25 protein-coding genes are annotated in these 21,527 nt (G+C 60.0%); 4 read left to right on the plus strand and 21 right to left on the minus strand.

Features of this window, described 5'->3' with window-relative positions:
- Position 1: 1 nt before the first annotated feature.
- From ACZZ0Q_RS15775 to ACZZ0Q_RS15785, 3 genes are all read right to left on the minus strand, one after another.
- A complete protein-coding gene (locus ACZZ0Q_RS15775; protein WP_463541650.1) occupies positions 2–451 on the minus strand; it encodes a MarR family winged helix-turn-helix transcriptional regulator in 450 nt (149 codons plus the stop codon).
- A gap of 127 nt (positions 452–578) precedes the next feature.
- A complete protein-coding gene (gene phnX / locus ACZZ0Q_RS15780) occupies positions 579–1,406 on the minus strand; it encodes a phosphonoacetaldehyde hydrolase (protein WP_463541649.1) in 828 nt (275 codons plus the stop codon).
- A 27-nt stretch (positions 1,407–1,433) separates the two neighbouring features.
- Positions 1,434–2,537 (minus strand): 2-aminoethylphosphonate--pyruvate transaminase, encoded by a 1,104-nt coding sequence (locus tag ACZZ0Q_RS15785; RefSeq protein ID WP_463541648.1) that lies wholly within the window; start codon positions 2,535–2,537, stop codon positions 1,434–1,436.
- Between the two features lie 99 nt (positions 2,538–2,636).
- Here ACZZ0Q_RS15785 and ACZZ0Q_RS15790 point away from each other — a divergent pair, with 99 nt between their 5' ends.
- Positions 2,637–3,512 (plus strand): LysR substrate-binding domain-containing protein, encoded by an 876-nt coding sequence (locus ACZZ0Q_RS15790; RefSeq protein WP_122451392.1) that lies wholly within the window; start codon positions 2,637–2,639, stop codon positions 3,510–3,512.
- A 151-nt stretch (positions 3,513–3,663) separates the two neighbouring features.
- Positions 3,664–4,515 (plus strand): EamA family transporter, encoded by an 852-nt coding sequence (locus ACZZ0Q_RS15795; protein WP_463541647.1) that lies wholly within the window; start codon positions 3,664–3,666, stop codon positions 4,513–4,515.
- A 54-nt stretch (positions 4,516–4,569) separates the two neighbouring features.
- Here ACZZ0Q_RS15795 and ACZZ0Q_RS15800 read toward each other — a convergent pair whose 3' ends face one another.
- Both ACZZ0Q_RS15800 and ACZZ0Q_RS15805 read right to left on the minus strand, forming a co-directional pair.
- Positions 4,570–5,538: a GTP 3',8-cyclase MoaA gene (locus tag ACZZ0Q_RS15800; protein ID WP_463541646.1), complete on the minus strand. Its 969-nt coding sequence runs from the start codon at positions 5,536–5,538 to the stop codon at positions 4,570–4,572.
- Between the two features lie 92 nt (positions 5,539–5,630).
- Positions 5,631–6,269 (minus strand): TetR/AcrR family transcriptional regulator, encoded by a 639-nt coding sequence (locus ACZZ0Q_RS15805; RefSeq protein WP_122451389.1) that lies wholly within the window; start codon positions 6,267–6,269, stop codon positions 5,631–5,633.
- A gap of 78 nt (positions 6,270–6,347) precedes the next feature.
- On the opposite strand from ACZZ0Q_RS15805, the gene ACZZ0Q_RS15810 reads away from it, so the two are divergent.
- Complete coding sequence (locus ACZZ0Q_RS15810; RefSeq protein ID WP_463541645.1) at positions 6,348–7,481, plus strand: aminotransferase class V-fold PLP-dependent enzyme; 1,134 nt, start codon at positions 6,348–6,350, stop codon at positions 7,479–7,481.
- 616 nt (positions 7,482–8,097) lie between these two features.
- On the opposite strand, the gene ACZZ0Q_RS15815 is transcribed toward ACZZ0Q_RS15810, so the two are convergent.
- The 13 genes from ACZZ0Q_RS15815 to ACZZ0Q_RS15875 all read right to left on the minus strand — a co-directional run bounded on the left by ACZZ0Q_RS15815 (position 8,098) and on the right by ACZZ0Q_RS15875 (position 18,127).
- Positions 8,098–8,883, minus strand: coding sequence for a TatD family hydrolase (locus ACZZ0Q_RS15815; RefSeq protein ID WP_463541643.1), 786 nt, complete (start codon positions 8,881–8,883; stop codon positions 8,098–8,100).
- 12 nt (positions 8,884–8,895) lie between these two features.
- The gene (locus ACZZ0Q_RS15820; protein ID WP_108097397.1) at positions 8,896–9,252 is read right to left on the minus strand and encodes a PilZ domain-containing protein; all 357 of its coding nucleotides are present in this window, start codon (positions 9,250–9,252) and stop codon (positions 8,896–8,898) included.
- A 35-nt stretch (positions 9,253–9,287) separates the two neighbouring features.
- The gene (locus ACZZ0Q_RS15825) at positions 9,288–10,274 is read right to left on the minus strand and encodes a DNA polymerase III subunit delta' (protein WP_463541642.1); all 987 of its coding nucleotides are present in this window, start codon (positions 10,272–10,274) and stop codon (positions 9,288–9,290) included.
- Positions 10,267–10,899 (minus strand): dTMP kinase, encoded by a 633-nt coding sequence (gene tmk / locus ACZZ0Q_RS15830; protein ID WP_463541641.1) that lies wholly within the window; start codon positions 10,897–10,899, stop codon positions 10,267–10,269. Before tmk ends, ACZZ0Q_RS15825 begins: the two co-directional genes overlap by 8 nt.
- Positions 10,900–10,917: 18 nt before the next feature.
- Positions 10,918–11,973, minus strand: coding sequence for an endolytic transglycosylase MltG (gene mltG / locus ACZZ0Q_RS15835; protein ID WP_463541640.1), 1,056 nt, complete (start codon positions 11,971–11,973; stop codon positions 10,918–10,920).
- 3 nt (positions 11,974–11,976) lie between these two features.
- The gene (gene pabC, locus ACZZ0Q_RS15840) at positions 11,977–12,792 is read right to left on the minus strand and encodes an aminodeoxychorismate lyase (RefSeq protein ID WP_463542311.1); all 816 of its coding nucleotides are present in this window, start codon (positions 12,790–12,792) and stop codon (positions 11,977–11,979) included.
- Positions 12,792–14,036: a beta-ketoacyl-ACP synthase II gene (gene fabF / locus ACZZ0Q_RS15845; protein ID WP_463541639.1), complete on the minus strand. Its 1,245-nt coding sequence runs from the start codon at positions 14,034–14,036 to the stop codon at positions 12,792–12,794. The genes pabC and fabF overlap by 1 nt, the downstream gene beginning before the upstream one ends.
- Positions 14,037–14,148: 112 nt before the next feature.
- Entirely contained in the window at positions 14,149–14,382 is a 234-nt protein-coding gene (gene acpP, locus ACZZ0Q_RS15850) for an acyl carrier protein (protein WP_463541638.1), read from the minus strand.
- A gap of 195 nt (positions 14,383–14,577) precedes the next feature.
- Positions 14,578–15,321 carry a 3-oxoacyl-ACP reductase FabG gene (gene fabG, locus ACZZ0Q_RS15855; RefSeq protein ID WP_463541637.1) on the minus strand — a complete coding sequence of 248 codons (744 nt, stop codon included), beginning with the start codon at positions 15,319–15,321 and terminating at the stop codon, positions 14,578–14,580.
- A 15-nt stretch (positions 15,322–15,336) separates the two neighbouring features.
- On the minus strand, positions 15,337–16,275 hold the full coding sequence (gene fabD, locus ACZZ0Q_RS15860) for an ACP S-malonyltransferase (RefSeq protein WP_463541636.1): 939 nt from the start codon (positions 16,273–16,275) through the stop codon (positions 15,337–15,339).
- Between the two features lie 115 nt (positions 16,276–16,390).
- Positions 16,391–17,401: a phosphate acyltransferase PlsX gene (gene plsX, locus ACZZ0Q_RS15865; protein WP_463541635.1), complete on the minus strand. Its 1,011-nt coding sequence runs from the start codon at positions 17,399–17,401 to the stop codon at positions 16,391–16,393.
- 3 nt (positions 17,402–17,404) lie between these two features.
- The gene (gene rpmF / locus ACZZ0Q_RS15870; protein ID WP_108097406.1) at positions 17,405–17,587 is read right to left on the minus strand and encodes a 50S ribosomal protein L32; all 183 of its coding nucleotides are present in this window, start codon (positions 17,585–17,587) and stop codon (positions 17,405–17,407) included.
- Positions 17,588–17,599: 12 nt separating this feature from the next.
- Positions 17,600–18,127 (minus strand): YceD family protein, encoded by a 528-nt coding sequence (locus tag ACZZ0Q_RS15875; RefSeq protein ID WP_463541634.1) that lies wholly within the window; start codon positions 18,125–18,127, stop codon positions 17,600–17,602.
- A 105-nt stretch (positions 18,128–18,232) separates the two neighbouring features.
- On the opposite strand from ACZZ0Q_RS15875, the gene ACZZ0Q_RS15880 reads away from it, so the two are divergent.
- On the plus strand, positions 18,233–18,811 hold the full coding sequence (locus tag ACZZ0Q_RS15880) for a Maf family protein (protein ID WP_463541633.1): 579 nt from the start codon (positions 18,233–18,235) through the stop codon (positions 18,809–18,811).
- A gap of 113 nt (positions 18,812–18,924) precedes the next feature.
- Here the strand turns inward: ACZZ0Q_RS15880 and ACZZ0Q_RS15885 are convergent, their stop codons facing one another.
- Genes ACZZ0Q_RS15885 through rluC form a run of 3 tightly spaced genes read right to left on the minus strand, consistent with a single transcriptional unit; the run spans position 18,925 to position 21,518 of the window.
- Positions 18,925–19,887 (minus strand): S49 family peptidase, encoded by a 963-nt coding sequence (locus tag ACZZ0Q_RS15885; protein WP_463541632.1) that lies wholly within the window; start codon positions 19,885–19,887, stop codon positions 18,925–18,927.
- Complete coding sequence (locus tag ACZZ0Q_RS15890; protein ID WP_463541631.1) at positions 19,868–20,572, minus strand: HAD-IA family hydrolase; 705 nt, start codon at positions 20,570–20,572, stop codon at positions 19,868–19,870. The genes ACZZ0Q_RS15885 and ACZZ0Q_RS15890 overlap by 20 nt, the downstream gene beginning before the upstream one ends.
- A complete protein-coding gene (rluC, locus tag ACZZ0Q_RS15895; RefSeq protein ID WP_463560742.1) occupies positions 20,565–21,518 on the minus strand; it encodes a 23S rRNA pseudouridine(955/2504/2580) synthase RluC in 954 nt (317 codons plus the stop codon). The genes ACZZ0Q_RS15890 and rluC overlap by 8 nt, the downstream gene beginning before the upstream one ends.
- Positions 21,519–21,527 lie beyond the last annotated feature (9 nt).

Genomic DNA, 21,527 nt, shown 5'->3' on the forward strand with positions numbered 1-21,527 from the left:
CTCAACGCGCTAAATCGGCTTCCTCGCCGAGCGCGGCAATGCAGCCATCGAGCAGCTCATGAAGCAGCGCGACTCGCTCGACGCCGAGCTGCTCATTCAACACCGTTTGCGCCTCCTTCCACGCCAAAGTGCCCTCCTCGCGCTTGGCCCTGCCCGCCTCCGTCGCCCGCACCAAACGACTGCGGGCATCGCCACCCGCTCCCACTTCCAGCCAACCCTGGGTAACCAGCGGTTGAATGTTGCGGCTCAGCGTGGAGGCATCCATGTGCATGTGCTTGGCCAGATCGCCGGGCCGAATGGGGCCCAGCTTCACCACGTAGGAAAGCAGCGCGTACTGGGTATTTTTGAGACCGGACTGCGCCACATAGCTGTCGTAGTGACGCGTGACGATACGGCTCAGCTGGCGGAGTTTGAGGTTGGTACAACCTTGAGGCTTGCGGGCGCTTTCCATGGCGTTGATTGTATATGCAACTGTTGCATATGCAATCATTCACGCCAGTGAGGAAGGGAGGGAATCGACGCCCTCCTTTATTAAGCAGAGCGCCGGCTAATTCGGCCGGCGTTTCACACACTGCTAATCAGCAGGCCTGGGGCATCTCGCCGGCGGCCAGACGACGGTCGATATCAGCGATTGCCTGTGGCAATTCGTTGATGGTGTCGATCAGGTAATGCGGCCGCGACTCGGCAAACAGCGCCTGAATACGCTGACGTTCGGCCGCCAGCTTCTCCGGCTCCAACGCCTGATACTGCTCATACGTCAGCCCCAGCGCATTGCCCGAGCACACCAGCGCCACGGTCCACATGCCCGCGCTACGTCCTTCCAGAATGCCCGGCATCGTATCGTCGACTTTTACGCAACTGGCCACATCATTGATGCCCAGCGCGATCACGTTGGCCAGTGCCTGCGCCGGGTGTGGTCGGCCGTTGGGGATCTCGTCGGTCGCCACAACGTGATCGGCCACATAGCCGTTTTGCCTGGCCAGCTCCACCACCCTGGCCATCACCACGGCCGGGTAACCGGAGCACGAGCCAATTTTCAAGCCCTGTTTACGCAGCCCGGTGATGGTGTCCAGCGCGCCCGGAATCAATGCCGAATGCAGGGCAATTTTTTCGATTTGTAGCGGCATAAAGCGCTCGTAGATGGCGGTGACATCGTCGTCGCTTGGCACCCGCCCAAACGCTTTCTTGTAGCGCTCGCTGATTGCAGGAATGTCGCACAGCGTGCGGATGTGGTCCCACTTGCCCATGCCCATCGGCCCTCGAGCTTCGTCGATAGACACCTGGACGTCGAACTCGGCAAAGGCTTCGACGAAAATCTGTGTTGGGGCAAACGAGCCGAAATCGACGACGGTGCCCGCCCAGTCAAGAATCACGGCCTGGGTTTTTTGCGGCTTGGTGTAGTTCATAGCAAGGCTTCCAATAAAACGAGTGAGTCAGAGCGCGCGCATCTCGCGCAGGGCTTGGCCGATGGCATCTACTGCGGCTTGCATACCGTGGCTATCCACGCAGCCAATGCAGCCCACGCGGAAGGTTTCTACCTGGGTCAACTTGCCGGGATAGAGGATGAAACCCTTGGCTTTCACCCGCTCGTAGAACGCCTTGAACGCGTAGTTCGGGCTATCGGGGGCGTGGAACGTCACGATGATGGGCGCCTGAATGGCCGCCGGAATAAAGCTGCGCAGCCCGAGTTGCTGCATGCCGTCGAGCAGCGTCTGGCAATTGTCCTGATAGCGCTGCTGGCGAGCGGGCAAGCCGCCTTCCTCGGCGAATTGCAGCAATGCCTCGTGCAAGGCCGCCACCACATGAGTCGGCGGGGTGAAGCGCCACTGCCCGGTCTTGGCCATGTAGATGTACTGGTCGTGAAGGTCCATGGCCAGCGACGGGCTATTGCCCTCCGCCTGCTCCAGCGCCTGCTTGCGCACAAACACAAAGCCCATGCCTGGCACCCCTTCCAGGCACTTACCCGAGGCGGCAATCAGCGCATCGAACGGCACTTCACGCGCATCGATTGGCAAGGCGCCAAACGAGCTCATGGCATCGACGATCAGGCGTTTGCCGTGCTTGGCCACCACCTGCGCGATGTCATGCAATGGGTTGAGAATGCCGGTGCTGGTTTCACAGTGAATCAGCGCAACGTGAGTAATGGCGCTGTCCGCCTGCAACAAGCGCTCGAAGTCGTCAGCGGTCGTGGGCTGGTCTTCCGCCGTTTCAAACGTGGTGAATGCGCGGCCCAGCACTCGGCAGATGTTCGCCAGCCGCTGCCCGTATGCGCCATTGACCAACACCAATACCTTGCCGCCCCTTGGCACCAGGGTGCCGATGGCCGCTTCCACCGCAAACGTGCCGCTGCCTTGCAACGGCACGCAATGATGCAAGTCCTGGCCATGGACGATGGCCAGTAGTTGTTCCCGCACGCTGGCGGTCATTTGGTTGAAGTCACCGTCCCAGGAACCCCAGTCCATCAGCATGGCTTGGCGAGTTCGGGCGGAAGTGGTCAACGGACCGGGCGTTAGCAGGACGGGCGCAGTCGGGGTCATAACAATCTCGCGGCGGTGGCTGAAAGCGCGCACAGGTTGCAATCGTCATGACCATCAATCAAATTGCTTGTTGTTATCTCAGCTATAAGTGCCGCCGATATGAATTTATTCCAGCTTCGCGCCTTCGATGCCGTCGCTCGCGAAGGCAGTTTCACCCGTGCCGCTGCCCGCTTGTTTATCAGCCAGCCGGCCGTCACCGGCCACGTGAAAATGCTCGAAGAGCATTACCAGATCACCTTGCTTCGGCGCACGGCACGCCGCGTGGAACTCACCGAAGAAGGCACGCGCCTGGCCGCCATTACCCGCGCCATGTTCGGCCTGGTGGAAGAAGCTCAGGTGCTGCTCGAAGCCAACCGCCAGCTGCTTACGGGCCGTCTCGAAGTCGCCGCCGACGGTCCCCATCGTGTGATGCCGATGATTGCCAAGCTGCGCGCCAAATACCCCGGCGTGGTGGTCAACCTGCGCCTGGGCAATGCCCAGGAAACCCTCGCCGCCCTGCTCTCCGAACACGCAGACGTTGCCGTGATGACCGAAGTAGAGCCGCGCAAAGGCCTGCATCTGCAAGAAATGTCGCCGTCACAAATCTGCGCGCTGGTGCCAGCCGGGCACCCGCTGGCCGGCAAGCGCATCGATCTCAAGCAACTGGATCAGCAGATCATGGTGCTGCGCGAGCCCAACTCAATCACCCGTCGCACGTTTAACCAAGCCTGCGAACACGCTGGCGTGCAACCGCGCGTGCTGTTGGAGCTCGACAGTCGGGAGGCCGTAACCGAAGCCGTGGCGGCGGATTTGGGGATTGGCATTGTTTCGTCGGTCGAACTCAGCCACGACCCCAGAGTGGTTGCGGTGCCGTTGGTGGGCGATGGACTGACGAACCGGCACATGTTGGGGTGTTTGGAGCGGCGCGCGGAATCGCGGTTGATAGCGGCGTTTTTGACGATGGCCGGGACGGAAAAACCGGGTCTACCGCACTAAGACTGGGCTGAAACGATGGCGGGGCGCGAAACATGCAAAACAGCGCAAAGCAGCATGAATCAGTGCCACTGATAGCCGCTCACCCTACAACCGATTGGATGGATGCCAAGTCGCTTGGCAAGCTGGCCGTTTCCTGCCTGAGAGCCGTCGTATGTCGGATGCCAACCTGGCCACCGTGCTGGTACTGATTTCTGCTTTTATGCACGCCAGTTGGAATGCGGTGGTGAAGTCGAGCAGCGACCGGGTGTCATCCATGGCCGTTGTCGATGGCGTAGCGTTCCTGGCTGCACTGGCGGCGCTGCCACTGGTCCCCATGCCGTCGACTGAGGTATGGGGCGTCATCGCACTGTCCACCGTGGTCAACCTGTTCTACCGCTATTTTCTGATTCGCGCGTACCACTTCGGCGACTTCGGCCAGGTGTACCCCTTGGTGCGCGGCTTGCCGCCGTTGCTCGTGGTGGTGTTCGCCGCCGTGTGGCTGCGCGAATGGCTGCCTTGGCTGGGCATTGCCGGCGTGGTGGTGTTGTCGCTGGGCGTTATGAGCTTGCTGCACCGCCCCAGCACGGGACAGCCGCCGCAATGGCGAGCGCCGGGTCATGCCTTGGCCGCCGGCGTGTGCGTGGCGTTGTATACGGTGATCGATGCACACGGGGTGCGCAGCAGCGAGGGCGTGTTGCAATACCTGGTGTATTTCACCTTGGTGCTCAGCGTGCCCATTCCAGTATTCGCCGCCTGGCAGCGCGGTCCGGCGTTGGTCCGGCATGTTCGCCATTACGGTGGCGTATCGGTATTTGGCGGCCTGACCTACTGCGCAGCGTATGGCTTGGTGCTGTGGGCGATGACGCTGGATAACGTGGCGAAAATTGCGGCGCTGCGCGAAAGCAGCGTGATCATTGGCGCGGTAATCGCCACGCTACTGTTCAAAGAACCTTTCGGGCGCCGCCGCTTGCTCGCGGCGGTTACCGTGACGGTCGGCATCGTGCTGATCAAGTTTGCGAGCTAGCCGAAGCGGCGTCGTGCCGTCTGTGGAACACAGCCCCAGACCGCGGTTTGCGGGTCAACCGCCGATGATCTTCATCACCGTCACGCCGCCGGAGAACGCGACTTCTTGCTTGTCGCCCAGCGCTTTCATCAGCAGCCCTTGCAGCGCTGGCAGTGCTTGGTGGCGGGGTTTTTCCAGCAGATCGCCTACGTAGTGACGATTGCTCGAAGACAGGCACCCATGCAGCCAACCGGTGGATGACAGGCGCAGGCGTGAGCAGGTGCGGCAGAACGGCACGCTTTCGTTGGCGATAACGCCGAAATAGCCGTGACCAGGAATTTGGTAACGCAGCGCGGTGGCATCGAGCGGCGCGTCGGCTTGTTGGTATTCGTAGCGCTCGCCAATCATTTCCAACAGCGCCGGCATGCTGATGAATTGCTGCTGGAAACTGTTGCCATCGCGGGCCAGGTGGCCCATGCGCATCAGTTCGATAAAGCGCAACTCGAAGCCTCGCTCCAGGCAGTAGTCGAGCAGCGGCAGCACTTGATCAAGGTTCTGGCCGCGCAGCGGCACCATGTTCAGCTTGATTTTCATACCCGCCGCCCGCGCCTGTTCCAGACCGTCGAGCACGGTCGCCAGGTCGCCGCCACGCGCAATGCGGCGGAATGCGCTGGGGTCGAGGGTATCCAGGGAAACGTTCAGCCGGCGGATACCGGCGTCGAGCAGAATCGGCAGTTTTTTCGCCAGCAGCTGACCGTTGGTGGTCAGGCTGATATCGCGCAGGCCCAGCGTGCTAACGCCTTTGAGCAGCGCTTCCAGCTTGGGACTGACCAGCGGCTCGCCGCCGGTGATGCGCAGTTGTTCGATGCCCGCCGCTTCGATCAGGTAAGCGACGCCACGCACCAGCGCATCGGCCGAGAGCTCGTCTTGCGCTGCGACCAGGCGCTTGCCGTCTGGCACGCAATACGTACAGGCGTAATTACAGGCGGCGGTCAGACTGATCCGTAAATTGCGGAAGCGCCTGCCCTGACGGTCAACGATCATGGATGACTCCGGCGAAGAATAGGCCGGAGTATAAGCCTGCGGTCAGCCGATCTGCATGCGGAGCATGGCGAAAATAGACTGACTGAATGGGTTCAGATGACTGGAGGCTCGCCATCGCGCTTGCGCTTGTTGCCCATGCGCACGCCGATGTCCATCAGGAATTGGAAGAAGCCTTCCTGGTCTTCCAGCACATTGCTCCAGAACGGCGAGTGGTACAGCGCCACGGCGCCGTGCACCAGCGCCCAGGCCGCGCAGTAATGGAAGTAAGGCGGAACGTCTTCCAGCTTGCCTTCGGCGATACGGCCTTTGATCAGCAAGGTCAGGCGTTCGAAGTTGGACGCGCGAATTTTATGCAGCTGCTCGACCATTTCCGGCACTTGATTGCCCTTGACCACTTTCTCTTCCAGGCGGTCGAACAGGCGATAGCGCTGCGGGTCGCGCATGCGGAATTCGAAATAGGCGCGGGACAACGCTTCCTTGTCGCGGTCCACATCGGCCGAGTGCAGCAGTTCGTTCAAATCCCGCTCGTAGTCGAGCATCAGACGCAGATACACCTCAGCCTTGGATTTGAAGTGCTTATAGATAGTGCCTTTGCCAATCCCTACGGCGTCGGCGATCATCTCGACCGTGACGCTATCCTCACCCTGTTCTAGGAAGAGTTTCAGCGCGACATCGAGAATCTCTTGCTCGCGGCGGCGAAATTCACGGATCTTTCGGGGTTCTTTCTGCATAGGAAGAGACTGCGGAGGTCAAAAATCGAAGCCGCGTATTATGCCTATTTAGTGCCAAATTGCACGGATCATCAGACCATGTACGCCTTTCATGACGAGTTTAAGCAAGATCCTGGCTTGCGCTATCTCAATCACGCCGCCGTTGCCCCATGGCCACGACGCGCTGCGCAGGCAGTTGCGCAGTTCGCTGAACAGAACGTCCTGTTGGGGGCGCGCGACTACGCAGACTGGATGAATATTGAACAGCGTCTGCGGGAACGCTTTATGCGCCTGCTTAACGCGCCGTCCACCGACGACGTGGCGCTGGTGAAAAATACCTCGGAGGCGTTGTCGTTTGTGGCGTTCGGTCTGGACTGGCAGCCTGGCGAGCAAATCATCATCAGCGATGAAGAATTCCCGTCCAACCGCGTGGTCTGGGAGGCCTTGGCACCGCTGGGCGTCGAGGTGGTGCAAGTAAGCCTCAGTGGTCTTGATCCCGAACAGAACCTGCTCAACGCCTGCGGCCCGAAAACACGTTTGATGGCCATAAGCGCCGTGCAATTTGCCAGCGGCCTGCGCCTGGATTTAACCAAGCTCGGCCATGGCTGCCGCCAGCGCGGCGTGCTGTTTTGTGTGGATGCCATCCAGCAATTGGGCGCGCAGCCCTTTGACGTACAAGCCAATCAATGCGACTTCGCCATGGCCGATGGGCACAAATGGCTGCTCGGTCCTGAAGGCTTGGGGGTTTTCTACTGCCGCGCGGAAATGCGTGAGCAGCTCAAGCTTCACGAGTACGGCTGGCACATGCTCGAGCGCATGGGCGACTACACCCGCACCGACTGGGAGCCGGCCCGCAGCGCCAGACGCTTCGAATGCGGCAGCCCGAACATGCTCGGCGCCATGGCGCTCGAAGCGAGCCTGTCGCTGTTGGAGGAAGTGAGCATGGTCCGCGTGGGCGACTTGATTGAAGAACGCGTGCAATGGCTGCAAGACGGGCTCACCGCCCTTCCCGGCCTCACGCTGCATTCGCCACTGAATCCGCTGCGGCGGGCTGGCATCATTACGTTCAGCGTCGATGGGCATGACACCCAGGCGCTTTATCAAAAGTTGAAAGCCGAGAACGTGGTGTGCATCCCGCGCGGCAAAGGCATCCGTTTGTCGCCGCACTTTTACACCGAAGCGCGGGTAATCGAGGAAACCCTGGCGGTGCTGCAGCAGGCAATCGCTGGCTGAGCACTCAACAACGGCGCCGGTATTCCAAATATGTTTAAGCAGGCGGTTTGCGCCACTGGCAGATCGGTAAAGTTCGCCAATACTGATGATTACTGGTGTGGGCATCTCCCCCAAGTGCCGCGCCAGCCAAGGTACCGTGGACTGTGTACCTTGATTTACTCCTAATGGTCTTAACCCGGATTCATCCCCCAGAGTCCGGGTTTTTTTTGATTTCGGTTTTTATAGCTGCTGCGCTCGGTCTGGCTGCGTTGGACTAGGCGTGCGAGATGCTCATTGGCTTGATGCCAACTCCGCTCTCTCCCACCCAGTCCGCCTTGCCATACCTTCGCTCGCGACGCTCTAAAAGCGAAATCTGCGTTTGGCTATGAAGAGCGAGATCTAGATCGAGATCAAGGGCGGCTTCGCTTCGCTGGCCAAGGGCGAGGGCTAGGTCAAGGGCGGCTTTGCTTTGCTCGCCAAAGGCGAAGGCGAAGGCGAGATCAAAGGCGGCTTTGCTTTGCTCGCCGGGGGCAAGGGCCAGGGCAAGGGCATGGCAAAGGTTGTCGGTTTTTTTTGGGAGAGGCTTTAGCCTCGATGCTTTTGCGGGTGACTCGATTACTTCAGAGGTGACTGCCGATCACTCTGCTACGTGAGCAAGGGGGAACAGGCGTTTGAAGTTTTCGGTGGTTTGCTGGGCGAACGTTTCGTAGTCGACGCCACGGTGATTGGCGAGGAATTCGGCCACTTCGCGGACGTATTGGGGCAGGTTGGGTTTGCCGCGATATGGGATTGGGGCGAGGTAGGGGGCGTCGGTTTCGACGAGCAGGCGGTCGGCGGGCACTTGGCGGGCGACTTCGCGTAAGGCGTCGGCGTTGCGGAAGGTGACGATGCCGGACAAGGAGATGTAGAAGCCCAGGTCGAGCGCGGCCTTGGCCATGGGCCAATCCTCGGTGAAGCAGTGCAGCACGCCGGCGGTGGACAAGGAAGCTTCGCGCAGCAGCTCAAGCGTATCGGCGCGAGCTTCGCGGGTGTGGACGATGACGGGCTTGCCGGTGATTTTTGCGGCTTCAAGGTGCAGACGAAACGCTTCGCGCTGCAGCTCGGCGGCTTCGGGTTCGTAGTGGTAGTCGAGGCCGGTTTCGCCGATGGCGACCACGCGCGGGTGGTTCAGCTCGTTCAGCAGCCAGTCCAGCGCGGGCGCGGCGCCCGGTTCGAGGTCCAGCGGGTGCACGCCAACGGAGCAGTCGACGTCCGCGTAGCGCTCGGCCAAACCTTTTACGGCGGCGGCGTTATCGGCGCTGACGCCGATGCACAGGAAATGACCAACGCCCCGCGCCCGCGCGGCATCCAGTGCAGCATCGAGCGAGCCGCCGTGAACGGCGAGGTCGAGGCGGTCAAGGTGACAGTGGGAATCTACCAACATGCGTAGCGGGGCTTACATCGTGTGGGTCGGGCGGTCAGAGGTCAGCGCGCCCGCGAGGTAGGTTTCGATTTTGTTGCGGGCGGTGTTATCACCGTCGTTGAACTGCACGCCGACGCCAGCGGCACGGTTGCCTTGGGCGCCTTTGGGGGTAATCCATACGACTTTGCCGGCGACCGGAATTTTTTCCGGTTCGTCCATCAGGTTGAGCAACATGAAAACTTCGTCGCCCAGCTTGTAGCTTTTGTTCGTGGGAATGAACAGACCGCCGTTTTTGATAAAGGGCATGTACGCGGCATAGAGCACGGACTTGTCCTTGATGGTCAGGGACAGGATTCCGTTACGCGGGCCGAGATTCGGTGGCATGCTCATGCTGCATTCCTAGCTTACTGATTCAAGGGCTGATTCTAGCCTTGTCCGGGCAGGCTTGCCCACTGCACAAGCAGTGCTTCGAGTAGCAAAACGCGATTCAAGTTGGCTTTGCCCAACACTTTCTGCCGCTGCGCCAGCAGCCACTCCTGAATCGCCAGCACCTTGGCCTGCCCCGACTTGTCCGCCAGGTACTGCACCACCTTGCGCATATCGGCCAAACCCAAACCGTCTTCGTCTTTGGTGAGCTGGTAACGCAGCGCCAGTTGCGTCCATTCGCAAAACCAGTCGAACAATTGCAGCAGCGGAATGCTGTTCCAGCCTTCGGCCAATTGGCTTGCTGCCACCTGCTGCTTCAAAAGTTTCTTCACGCCGTCGACGACCTGGGCACGTTGCTCGCGAACACCTTGGGCATTCAACTTGACCGCGTTCAACGGCGAGCCGGCGGCCAAGGTCAGCAGTTCGACGCGCTCCTCGGCGCTGCAATCGGGCAATGCGTCCGCCAACCACGCCAGGCTCTGCGCCTCGCTAGGCAACGGGCAGGCTTGCTGCACGCAGCGGCTTTTCACCGTTGGCAGCAAACGGCTCGGCTGATGGCACACCAGCAACAGCACCGTATCGCCAGAAGGCTCTTCCAGGCTTTTAAGCAATGCGTTGGCGGCGTTCAAGTTCATCGACTCGGCCGGTTCAACCAGCACAACCTTGCGGCCACCCATCTGCGAGGTCTGCACCACGAAGCCAACCAGCTCACGCACTTGGTCGACCTTGATGGCTTTGTCGGCCTCTTCTGGCTCAAGAATAAAATTGTCGGGGTGCGTACCGGCCGCCAGCAACAGGCACGATTTGCACTGGCCGCACGCCCGCAGATTTTCCAGGTTGCGACACAGCAGCGCCGCCATCAGATTTTCCGCTAGCGCGCGCTTACCGATTCCGGCTGGACCATGCAGCAGATAAGCATGGGCATGCTGGGCGCGGCCCGCCAGGGTTTGCCAGAGACTCGTTTGCCAAGGAAACACGTCAGCCACGGGCGCGCTCCAGTAACTCGGGCAACAGCTGATCCAGCGCTACCTGCACGTCGCTCAGCGACTGGGCGGCATCCACCACGCGGTAACGCTGCGGGTGCGCGGCGGCGCGCTCCAGGTAGGCATGGCGAACGGCGTCGAAGAAGGTTCGGCCTTCTTGTTCGAAGCGGTCCAGGCGTCCACGTGCGCTGGCCCGGGCCAAACCGACTTCCACGGGCAGGTCAAAAATCAGCGTCAGATCAGGCCGTAAATCGCCCTGAACGAAGCGCTCAAGCTCGGCGATACGATCCTGCGAAAGGCCACGACCACCGCCCTGATAGGCGTAGGTCGCATCGGTGAAACGGTCACAAAGCACTACGGCACCCCGTTTAAGTGCCGGGCGAATAACCTGAGCCAAATGCTGAGCGCGTGCGGCAAACACCAGCAGCAGCTCGGTGTCGGCCGCCATCGGCTCATCGCTAGGCGCCAACAGCAATTCACGAATACGTTCGGCAAGTGGTGTGCCGCCAGGCTCGCGGCTGAGAACCACATCAAGGCCGGCGGCCCGCAGGTGCTCGGCCAGGTACTCGCGGTTGGTGCTTTTGCCGGCGCCTTCCGGGCCTTCCAGGGTAATAAACAGGCCAGTCACGGGTGGTCCTTTCAATAGCTATTGCACAGCCGGCGCGGGCGCGGGGCTGGAGCGGTAGTCGGCGCGTCGCTTGAGCTGAAACTCGCGCACCGCTCGGTTGTGGTTGTCGAGGTCGTCGGAGAATACATGGCTGCCATCGCCACGAGCGACAAAATACAGGCTCTTGCCGTCGACCGGATGCAGCGCGGCATGGATGGCTTCGCGGCCGACCATGGCGATCGGCGTGGGCGGCATACCGGCGATCACGTAAGTGTTGTAAGGCGTAGCCTCACGCAGATGGGCGCGGGTTAATTTGCCGGTGTAACGCTCACCCAAGCCGTAAATAACGGTGGGATCGGTCTGCAACTGCATCCCTTGTTGCAGACGACGAACGAACACGCCGGCAATCTGCCCGCGCTCTTGCGGCACGCCGGTTTCCTTCTCTATCATCGAGGCCATGATCAGCGCGTCGTACGCGTCTTTATAGGGCAGGTCGGCGTTGGTGTCGCGCTGTTTCCACTCTTCATCCAACACAGCGGCCAGCCGCGCGAAGGCTTGCTTGAGCAGGTCGGTATCGCTCATGCCACGCACGTAACGGTAGGTATCGGGAAAGAATCGCCCTTCGGGGAAAACGCCAGGTTGACCGATGCGCTCCATAACTTGCGCGTCCGTAAGCCCGGTGATGGTCTGTTCCAGTTTGACTTGCTTGGCCAGCGCCGCGCGCACCTGGCGGAAATTCCAGCCTTCCACCAGCGTTAGGCTGTACTGCACGACGTCGCCACGCTGCCAGAGGGTCAGCATGTCTTTCGCGGTGGCGCCTGGGTTGAGCTGGTATTCGCCGCTATGCAGCGCTTGCCCAGAGAGGTTGAAGCGCCAGTAAAGGCGCAGCCAGAAGGCGCCTTCGAGCACCCCTTCGCTTTCCAAACGATTGAGCACGCCGCCCGGCGTCGCGCCGGCAGGTACTTCCATCACGTAACCCGCTGGAACGTTCAGCGTCTGCTTCAGCGCGCTGTTTTGCTGCCAGACGAAGAACGCCAGCAACAGGCCAGCCAGCAGCACTCCGCCTTCCAATAGCAGCAGTAATTTTCGAATCACGAATTAGCAGTCCAGTAGGTCGCGGGCAAGGCTTTGCAGTTTACGGGTGAGCGGTCCAACGGGCCAGCGATGCGCTTGCAGCGCGCGCACCGGCCAAACGCCGTAGAGACTATTGCAGACGAACACCTCGTCGGCCGCCAGTAACTGCGCCCTGCTGACCGCCTCGATGGCAACCTGAAGACCGAGGTCTTCGGCGCGCGCCAACAGCTCAGCACGCATGACCCCGGCGACGCCGCAGCGGCTTAGCTCGGGCGTGACCAGCATGCCGTCGCGAACAATAAACAGGTTGCTGTAAACGCCTTCGATCACGCGGCCGGACGCATCCAGCATCAGGCCTTCAGCGTGCTCGCTGTCTTGCCATTCGGATCGCGCCAGCACCTGCTCAAGCCGATTGAGGTGTTTGAGGCCGGCCAATAGCGGCTGCTCGGCCAAGCGGGTGACGCACGGGAACAAGCGAATGCCCTGCTCAGCGTTGACGGCCGGATACGCAGGAAAAGTAGACGCCAGCAGAATGCGTCGCGCCGTAGCATTCGTTGGCGCCGCGTAGCCACGCAACCCATCGCCGCGAGTGACGATGAGCTTGGCCACGCCCTCGCCCACTTCGGCCGAGAAGGCCAGCAACTCGCTACGAATGTGCGCAAGGTCAGCGGGAATGGACAAGCGCGTGCAGCCATCGGCGAGTCGCGCCAGATGGCGCTCAAGCAAATGCGGGCTGCCGCGTTTGATGCCGATGGTTTCGAACAGGCCGTCGCCATAAGCAAGGCCGCGATCCGTAACGGAAGCGGCCTGTGCTGGTCGACCATCGACCCAGCTCAACATCACTCGGCGAACCGACGAAACACCAGAGAGCCGTTAGTGCCGCCAAAGCCGAACGAGTTGGACACGACGATATCGATGGGCATCTGACGCGCTTCGTTGGCAACGAAGTCGAGGTCACAGCCTTCGTCCGGCTCTTCCAGGTTGATAGTCGGCGGCGCGACCTGATCGCGGATAGCCAGCACGCTGAAGATTGCCTCGACAGCACCGGCAGCACCAAGCAGGTGACCGGTCATCGATTTGGTCGAGCTCACCGCCAGCTTGTACGCGTGATCACCAAAAACGGTTTTAACCGCTTGGGCTTCAGCCAAGTCGCCCGTAGGCGTCGAGGTGCCGTGGGCGTTGATGTATTGCACTTGGTCGGCATTGACATTGGCATCGCGCAGGGCATTGCGGATGCAACGCATGGCACCGGCGCCGTCTTCGGGCGGCGAGGTCATGTGGTACGCGTCGCCGCTCATGCCGAAGCCGATCAGCTCGGCGTAGATATGCGCGCCACGTGCCTTGGCGTGTTCCAATTCTTCAAGCACCAGAGCGCCGGCGCCGTCGGCGAGCACGAAACCGTCACGGCCTTTGTCCCACGGACGGCTGGCGCGAGTGGGGTCGTCGTTGCGGGTCGACATCGCCCGCGCTGCGGCAAAACCGCCGATACCCAAACCGCAGGCCGCCATTTCAGCGCCGCCAGCAATCATTACGTCGGCTTCGCCGTAGGCAATGTTGCGCGCCGCCATGCCGATGCAATGCGTACCGGTGGTACAGGCCGTGGCGATGGCGTAATTCGGCCCCTGCAAACCCAGGTGGATCGACAGGAAGCCGGAAATCATATTGATGATCGAACCCGGCACAAAAAACGGCGAGATACGCCGCGGGCCTTGGTCGAACAGGGCTTTGCAGTTGTTTTCAATGTTGGTCAGGCCGCCAATGCCTGAACCCATGGCTACGCCGATGCGTTCACGGTTGGCGTCGGTGACTTCCAGCCCGGCATCACGCACCGCTTGAAAGCTGGCGGCGAGCCCGTACTGAATGAACAGGTCAATTTTGCGAGCGTCTTTGGCCGAGAGGTATTCCTCGACGTTGAAGCCTTTCACCGAACCACCGATACGGGTGGAAAAGGCGGAAAGGTCCGTGTGCTCAATCAGGCCAATACCGCTTTGGCCGGCCAAAATGCCCTGCCAGCTGCTTGGAACATCGGTACCCAGGGGCGACAACATGCCCATACCGGTGACCACGACGCGTCTACGCGACACAGCAATCTCCTCTTATGCGTTTACTCAGCGTCCGACGGACGCTTAAAGAAAAAACCGCACGCCTTGTGGGCAGTGCGGCTTTTCCAGGTCGGGAGTCGACGATTACGGGTTATTACGCGTGAGCGGTAACGTAATCGATAGCTTCCTGAACGGTGGTGATTTTTTCGGCTTGCTCGTCCGGGATTTCGGTTTCGAATTCCTCTTCCAGAGCCATCACCAGTTCAACGGTGTCAAGAGAGTCGGCACCCAGGTCCTCGACGAAGGAAGCGCTGATGGTCACTTCCTCTTCCTTGACGCCAAGTTGCTCGGCAACGATTTTCTTGACGCGTTCTTCGATGGTGCTCATACCTTGTTTTCACTCCTAATGAACAAATCCAGGCAGCTGGTCTGTGTGTAAGTGTATAGAAAGGGTTTTGCGCATTTCAAGCTGAATGCCGTAGCCCTTCTGGATCACTCCAACGATATGTCTATAAGCCAGTTGCATCTTTATAACGGATTTTAGACAGGTCGTATGACAGTTTTCCGCAGGGCGGCGTCACATTCAACTCATATACATTCCGCCATTCACGGGAATAGTAGCCCCGGTCACGTAAGCTGCACCATCGGAAGCCAGGAAAGAAACCACGTTAGCGATCTCTTCGGCCTGGCCCAAACGGCCCAGCGGAATCTGTGCCTGAAGCGCTTCACGCTGTGCTTCGGGCAGCTCGCGGGTCATATCGGTGTCGATAAAGCCTGGCGCAACCGAGTTAACGGTAATCGCCCGCGAGCCTACTTCACGCGCCAGGGCCCGGCTGAAACCTTCCAGCCCGGCCTTGGCTGCCGCGTAGTTTACCTGCCCGGCGTTGCCCATGGCGCCCACCACCGAACCGATATTGATAATTCTGCCCCAACGCGCCTTGGTCATACCGCGCAGCACCGCTTTAGTGACGCGGTACAAACTGCTGAGATTGGTGTTGATGACGTCGTGCCATTCTTCGTCTTTCATGCGCAGCATCAGGTTGTCGCGGGTGATGCCAGCATTGTTAACAACGATGAGCGGTGCGCCGAACTGCTTCGAAATGGCGTTCAACACACTGGTTACGGACTCGTCACTTCCGACGTCCAGCATCAGGCCAGCGCCCTCAATGTTGTTCGCCTTGAAGTACGCGGTGATTTTTTCAGCACCCGATTCAGACGTAGCGGTACCCACCACTGTTGCGCCCTGACGGCCCAATTCAAGGGCGATGGCCTGCCCAATACCACGACTGGCGCCGGTGACCAGCGCGACCTTTCCTTGCAGACTCATGGAAGCTTCTCCTAATCAGGCCAGCGCCGCACGAGTGGCGGCGTAGGCGTCTGGGGTGTCGAGATTGTAGGTGTTGATGCCTTTGACGCAGCGCTTGTTCAAGCCTGACAGCACTCTGCCAGGACCGCATTCGACCAGATGGGTCACGCCCGCTTCGGACAGCCGCACGATGGATTCAACCCAACGAACCGGGTTGTACAGCTGGGCGAGCAAGTCGCGTTTGAGCACGTCGAGGTCGTCGACCACGGCCGCGCTGACGTTTTGCACCAGGGCGATTTGCGGGGCTTTCCAGGCGATGGCGGTTACCGACTCGGCAAACTGCTCGGCGGCCGGACGCATTAACGCGCAGTGCGACGGCACGCTGACCGGCAGTGGCATTGCGCGCTTGGCGCCACGGGCTTTGCACGCCTCGATAGCGCGCTCAACCGCTGCCGCCGAACCGGCAATTACCACCTGACCCGGCGCATTGAAATTCACCGCGCTGACCACATCGCCCTGCGCTGCTTCAGCGCACGCGGCCAACACGTCGGCATCTTCCAGCCCAAGAATCGCAGCCATGCCACCCTGCCCGGCCGGGACTGCTTTCTGCATCAGTTGGCCACGACGCTCGACCAGTTTCACCGCATCAGCAAATTCCAGGCTGCCAGCGGCGACCAGCGCCGAGTACTCGCCCAGGCTGTGGCCGGCTACAAATGCCGGACGCGCGCCGGATTCGGCCAACCAGACACGCCACAGCGCGACCGAAGCGGCCAGAATGGCGGGCTGGGTTTTGTCGGTTTGATTAAGGTTTTCTTCCGGACCGGTCTGGGTCAGCGCCCAGAGGTCATAGCCTAACGCTTCAGAAGCTTCGGCAAAGGTATCAAGCACCAGCGGTTGCTGTGCGCCATGCTCGGCCAGCATTCCCAGAGACTGTGAGCCTTGGCCTGGGAAGACGAATGCGAGGGATGCAGACATGTGAACGGTCCCTAATGGTCTTATCGTCGGGAGAATTACGCACGAGCCAGTCGTGCCTAACAAACTGACAGTTGGATGACAGGCCACCGAATGCAGTCACATCGGCGGTTACGCATTACAACAACAGATGTTCGAGACGCCCATGCAGGCGCTGGGGTAAATCTTCGCGCACTTCCATGACCGCACGGCGAATGGCGTTTTCGAACCCTTCAGGCCCCGCGGCGCCATGGCTTTTCACCACGATGGCCTGCAAGCCGAGAAAACTGGCGCCATTATGCCGCGCGGGCGCCAGCTCGCCCTGTAAACGCTTAAGCACAGGCATGGCGAGCGTTCCAATCAGCCGAGAACCGAGGTTCTGTTTGAACAGCGCCTCCATCCGCGCCGAAATCATCGACGCCAGCCCCTCGCTGGATTTCAGCAAAATATTGCCGACAAAACCGTCGCACACCACCACGTCGGCCTCGCCACGATACAGGCCGTCGCCTTCGATAAAACCGATGTAATTCAACTCGCCGACCGGCTGCAACAGACTCGCCGCCAGCTTGACCTGCTGATTGCCCTTAACGTCTTCAGTGCCCACGTTCAGCAGCGCGATACGTGGACGCTTAACGCCCAGGGCTTCAGCCGCAACAGCGCCCATCACCGCAAATTGGTAGAGATGTTCGGCACTGCAATCAACGTTTGCGCCCAAATCCAGCAACTGGCAATGGCCGCGCTGGGTTGGGATAGCCGTCATCATCGCCGGGCGATCAATGCCAGGCAGCGTCTTCAATAAATAACGGGACAGCGCCATCAGCGCGCCGGTATTGCCCGCACTGACACACGCCTGCGCGCGGCCGTCTCGCACCAACTCCAGCGCCACGCGCATTGAAGAGTCAGGCTTGCTGCGCAACGCCTGGGCAGGACGATCATCCATCGCGATGACCTCGCTGGCCTGCTCAAGGTGCAGACGAGCGTGATCGACACCGGGATGGCGTGCGATGAGTTCATTCAGTAAGGAAGTTTGGCCGACGAGGACCAGGTGTAACGAGGGGAATTCAGCCAAGCAGGCAATGCAGGCTGGAACAATGCTGTGGGGACCGAAGTCCCCACCCATTGCGTCAATCGCGATGATCGGAGCGGACAAGGATTACTCGTCAGCGCCCTTGTCGATCACTTTACGGCCACGGTATACGCCTTCTGGCGATACGTGGTGACGCAGGTGAACTTCACCGGTGCTTTTCTCTACGGACAGAGTTGCAGCATCGAGAGCGTCGTGCGAACGACGCATGTCGCGTGCGGAGCGGGATTTTTTGTTCTGCTGAACAGCCATAATTAATAACTCCTAAACGTTTGGGTCACGCTTTAACTGTGCCAATACACTGAACGGGTTGGACCGCGATACCTCGTCCTCGCTCGGTTCAGGCTCTTCAAGGCCTGCCGGTTGCTGGCAATCTTCTGGATCATGCATAGGGACGATGGGCAAGGCGAGCAACAGCTCCTCCTCGATCAACGCCGGCAGATCCAATGGATCCTCACCCAATTCCAGCACGTCGTAGCCTTGCGGCACAGACTGGGTATTCCCACCTTCTTTCACCACAGCGTAACTGCACTCGCTGTGTATAGGCAGGGCGACCAGCTCCAGACAACGCTGACAAACCATCTTGACCTCAACGTAGATCGAGCTATGCATCACTGGCGATCTGCGCTCATCGCGTTCGAAAACAAACTTCGCACGGACGACACCGACATCGTCGGAAAGCGGATCGCAGAGACGCTGCAAACTGGCTAGCGGCAACTCACCTTCAAGGGTGGCACCACGATCTGCAAGTTTGCGCGGATCAACGTGAGGAGGAATCGGGCCATTCAACATAGGCGCAGCATTCTAGGGATGCACCCCTGCTCTGTCAAAGGGAAATTCAGCCTGGGCGCTGCGGAGTTGGCTGGTTAGAATCGCAGCGATAACAAAGGAATAGCCATGCTTCCCCTGCTGCTTGCCTCAAGCTCTGCCTACCGCCGCGAGCTCTTGTCTCGCCTTCGCCTACCCTTCGCGTGCGCGAGTCCGGATATCGACGAAACACGCCTTCCCGACGAAACGCCCCACGCGCTCGTGCTACGCCTGGCCGAACAAAAAGCCCGGGCGCTTGCCGAGCGCTACCCGAACCATTTGATCATCGGTTCAGACCAAGTGGCGGCGCTAGGTAATGAAGTGCTCGGCAAACCCCACGACTTCGCTCGCGCCCATCGCCAGCTCAGCAACGCCAGCGGCGAGAGCGTCACATTTCTTACCGGACTTGCGCTGTTCAATAGCGCAACCGGTGTCTGCCAGGTCGAACACGTACCGTTCACGGTGCACTTTCGCCAGCTCGACGACGAATGCATTACCCGCTACCTGGAAGCGGAACAGCCTTATGACTGCGCGGGCAGCTTTAAGGCCGAAGGGCTGGGCGTTAGCCTTTTCCGCGCCACCGAAGGCAGTGACGCGACGAGCCTGATCGGTTTACCGCTGATTCGCCTGGTGGACATGCTGCTGAAGGAAGGCGTGAGCATTCCCTAACGCCCTTCCTTTATATACAGCCTGAAACGCATCGCGGCCGAAGCCGCCCCCACAGAAACCGAAGTCACTGTAGGAGCGGTTTCAGCCGCGATTAATGCAAGCAGTGTTAGCAATCAGCGCAAGGTCGGTCCGGAGAAGCCCATCCACAAAGCGGCATGTTCCGCCACACTGGCGCCCAGCTTCTTGGCGAAGCGGTCGAACGGCGTTTCTTGCACGGTGTAATCGACCAATTCTTTCTCGCCGATCACGTCACGCGCTACCGAACTGGTATTGCCCAGGCCATCAACCAAACCCAGTTGCACCGCTTGCTCGCCGGTCCAGATCAAGCCTGAAAACAGCTCCGGGTGCTCCGCATCTTTCAAGCGGTCGCCACGACCCTGCTTAACGGCAGCGATGAATTGCTTGTGAGTGGTGGTCAGCACACCTTGCCAAAACTCGGTTTCCTGCGGCTTCTGGGGCTGGAACGGATCGAGAAATGCCTTGTGCTCGCCAGAGGTGTAAACACGGCGATCAACGCCGAGCTTCTCCATGGTGCCAACAAAGCCGAACGTCGCCGCCGTCACCCCAATCGAGCCCACCAGGCTGGACTTATCGGCATAAATCGCGTCAGCGGCGCTGGCTATGTAATACGCACCGGAAGCGCCCAAGTCAGCGATTACGGCATACACCTTGATGTTCGGATGCTCACCGCGCAGGCGGCGAATTTCGTCATACACATAACCGGACTGCACCGGGCTGCCGCCTGGGCTGTTGATACGCAGGACGATGCCCTTGGTATTCGCATCTTCAAAGGCAGAGCGCAGGCTTCCGACAATGTTGTCGGCGCTGGCCGCTTCTTGGTCGGCAATCATCCCGCGAATTTCAATAACTGCGGTATGAGCCGCGCTGCGCGAGCCGCCGCTTTTGGAAAAATTCAGCGCCGGCGAAAACAGCGCCAGGGCGCCAAACAGATAAATAAAGGTCAGGGCCTTGAAGAAAATGCCCCAGCGCCGAGCCCGACGCTGTTCCTGCACGCTGGCGAGCAGGGTTTTCTCCAGCAACTTCCAGCTTTTGTCGTCATTCAACTCGTTCGACATATTCACTCGTCCCTAGCGTTGGTCGAGCGTCGCGCGAATCCAACCAGGCGCGCAGCTCGGAAAAATGTTCGATCTTCAGTCGCGGACCACACTGGCCCAGCGTTTCCAGCGTTTGCGCACCGTATCCAACAGCCACCGAATCCATGCCAGCCCGGCGCGCCATTTCCAGGTCAAAAACCGAATCGCCGACCATCAAGGCGCGCTCCGGTGGCACGCCGCAAAACGCGAGAATCTGTTCCAGCATCAGCGGCTCCGGCTTGCTCGCGGCTTCGTCAGCGCAGCGAGTGATGTCGAAAAACTCACTCCAACCCTGATCCGCCAGCACACGATTAAGCCCGTGCCGCCCCTTCCCTGTCGCCACCGCCAGTTGATAACCGGCCGCACGAAATGCCGTCATCGCCTCAGCCACGCCGGGAAACAGCGCAGACGGAGTCGATTCAAGTTTCAGATAGTGCTCGCTATAAGAGCGGCAATAGCGCTGGGCCAACTCTGCATCGTGCAAATCGGGATACAGCGCCACCACCACTTCGGGCAAGCCCAAGCCAATGATGGCCTTCAACTCGGTGTCGCTGCGCGGCGGCAAATCACATTCGCGAGCCGCCTGGTGCAGCGCCGCCACGATACGACCGATGGAATTAACCAGAGTGCCGTCCCAGTCGAAGATCAGCAGCTGGTAATCAGACACTCAAACGCTCCACGGTTTTGCGCCACATATCGTCAACCGGCGCTTCAAGCTTCAACACGCCGCCCTCAGGCAGCGGCACGTTCAATTCATAGGCATGCAAGAACAGACGTTTCCCACCCAACTCGCGGATCTCGCGGGTGAAATCATCGTCCCCGTACTTGGAATCCCCGGCGATGCAGTGCCCCGCATGTTTGGCGTGCACACGAATCTGATGGGTGCGGCCGGTTACCGGCTTGGCTTCGACCAAGGTGGCGAATTCGCCGAAGCGGCGCAGCACGCGGAACAGTGTCAGCGCTTCTTTGCCCTCTTCGTTGATTTCCACCATGCGCTCACCCGAACGCAGATTGCTTTTAAGCAGCGGCGCGTTGACTTGCTTCTTCGCCGTCGCCCAATGCCCGCGCACCAGTGCCATATAACGCTTGTCGACGCCGTCTTTGCGCAGCGCTTCGTGCAGATGGCGCAGCATGCTGCGCTTCTTGGCGATCATCAGCAGACCGGAGGTGTCACGATCCAGACGGTGCACCAGTTCAAGATCTTTGCAATCGGGGCGCAGTTGGCGGAAGGCTTCAATCACCCCGTAATTCAGGCCACTGCCGCCGTGAACGGCAATGCCGGCCGGCTTGTTAATCACGATCAGCGCTTTGTCTTCGAACACAATCGAGGCTTCAAGGCGCTGCAGCAGCCCTTGGGCCAGCGGCACTTCCTCGTCCGGCTCGGACAAACGCAAAGGCGGCACGCGCACGATGTCGCCTGCCTGCAATTTGTATTCGGGTTTGATCCTTCCTTTATTCACGCGAACTTCGCCTTTACGCAAAATTCGGTAAATCAAAGTTTTCGGCACTCCTTTGAGGCGAGTGCGTAGAAAATTATCGATTCGCTGACCGGCAAGTTCCGGTTCAACCTCGAGCAGCTGGACGCCGGAGGTCGGGGGGGTGGGTTCTGTCATGGCCGCGAT

The sequence above is a fragment of the Pseudomonas sp. AC070 genome (genome assembly GCF_979258635.1).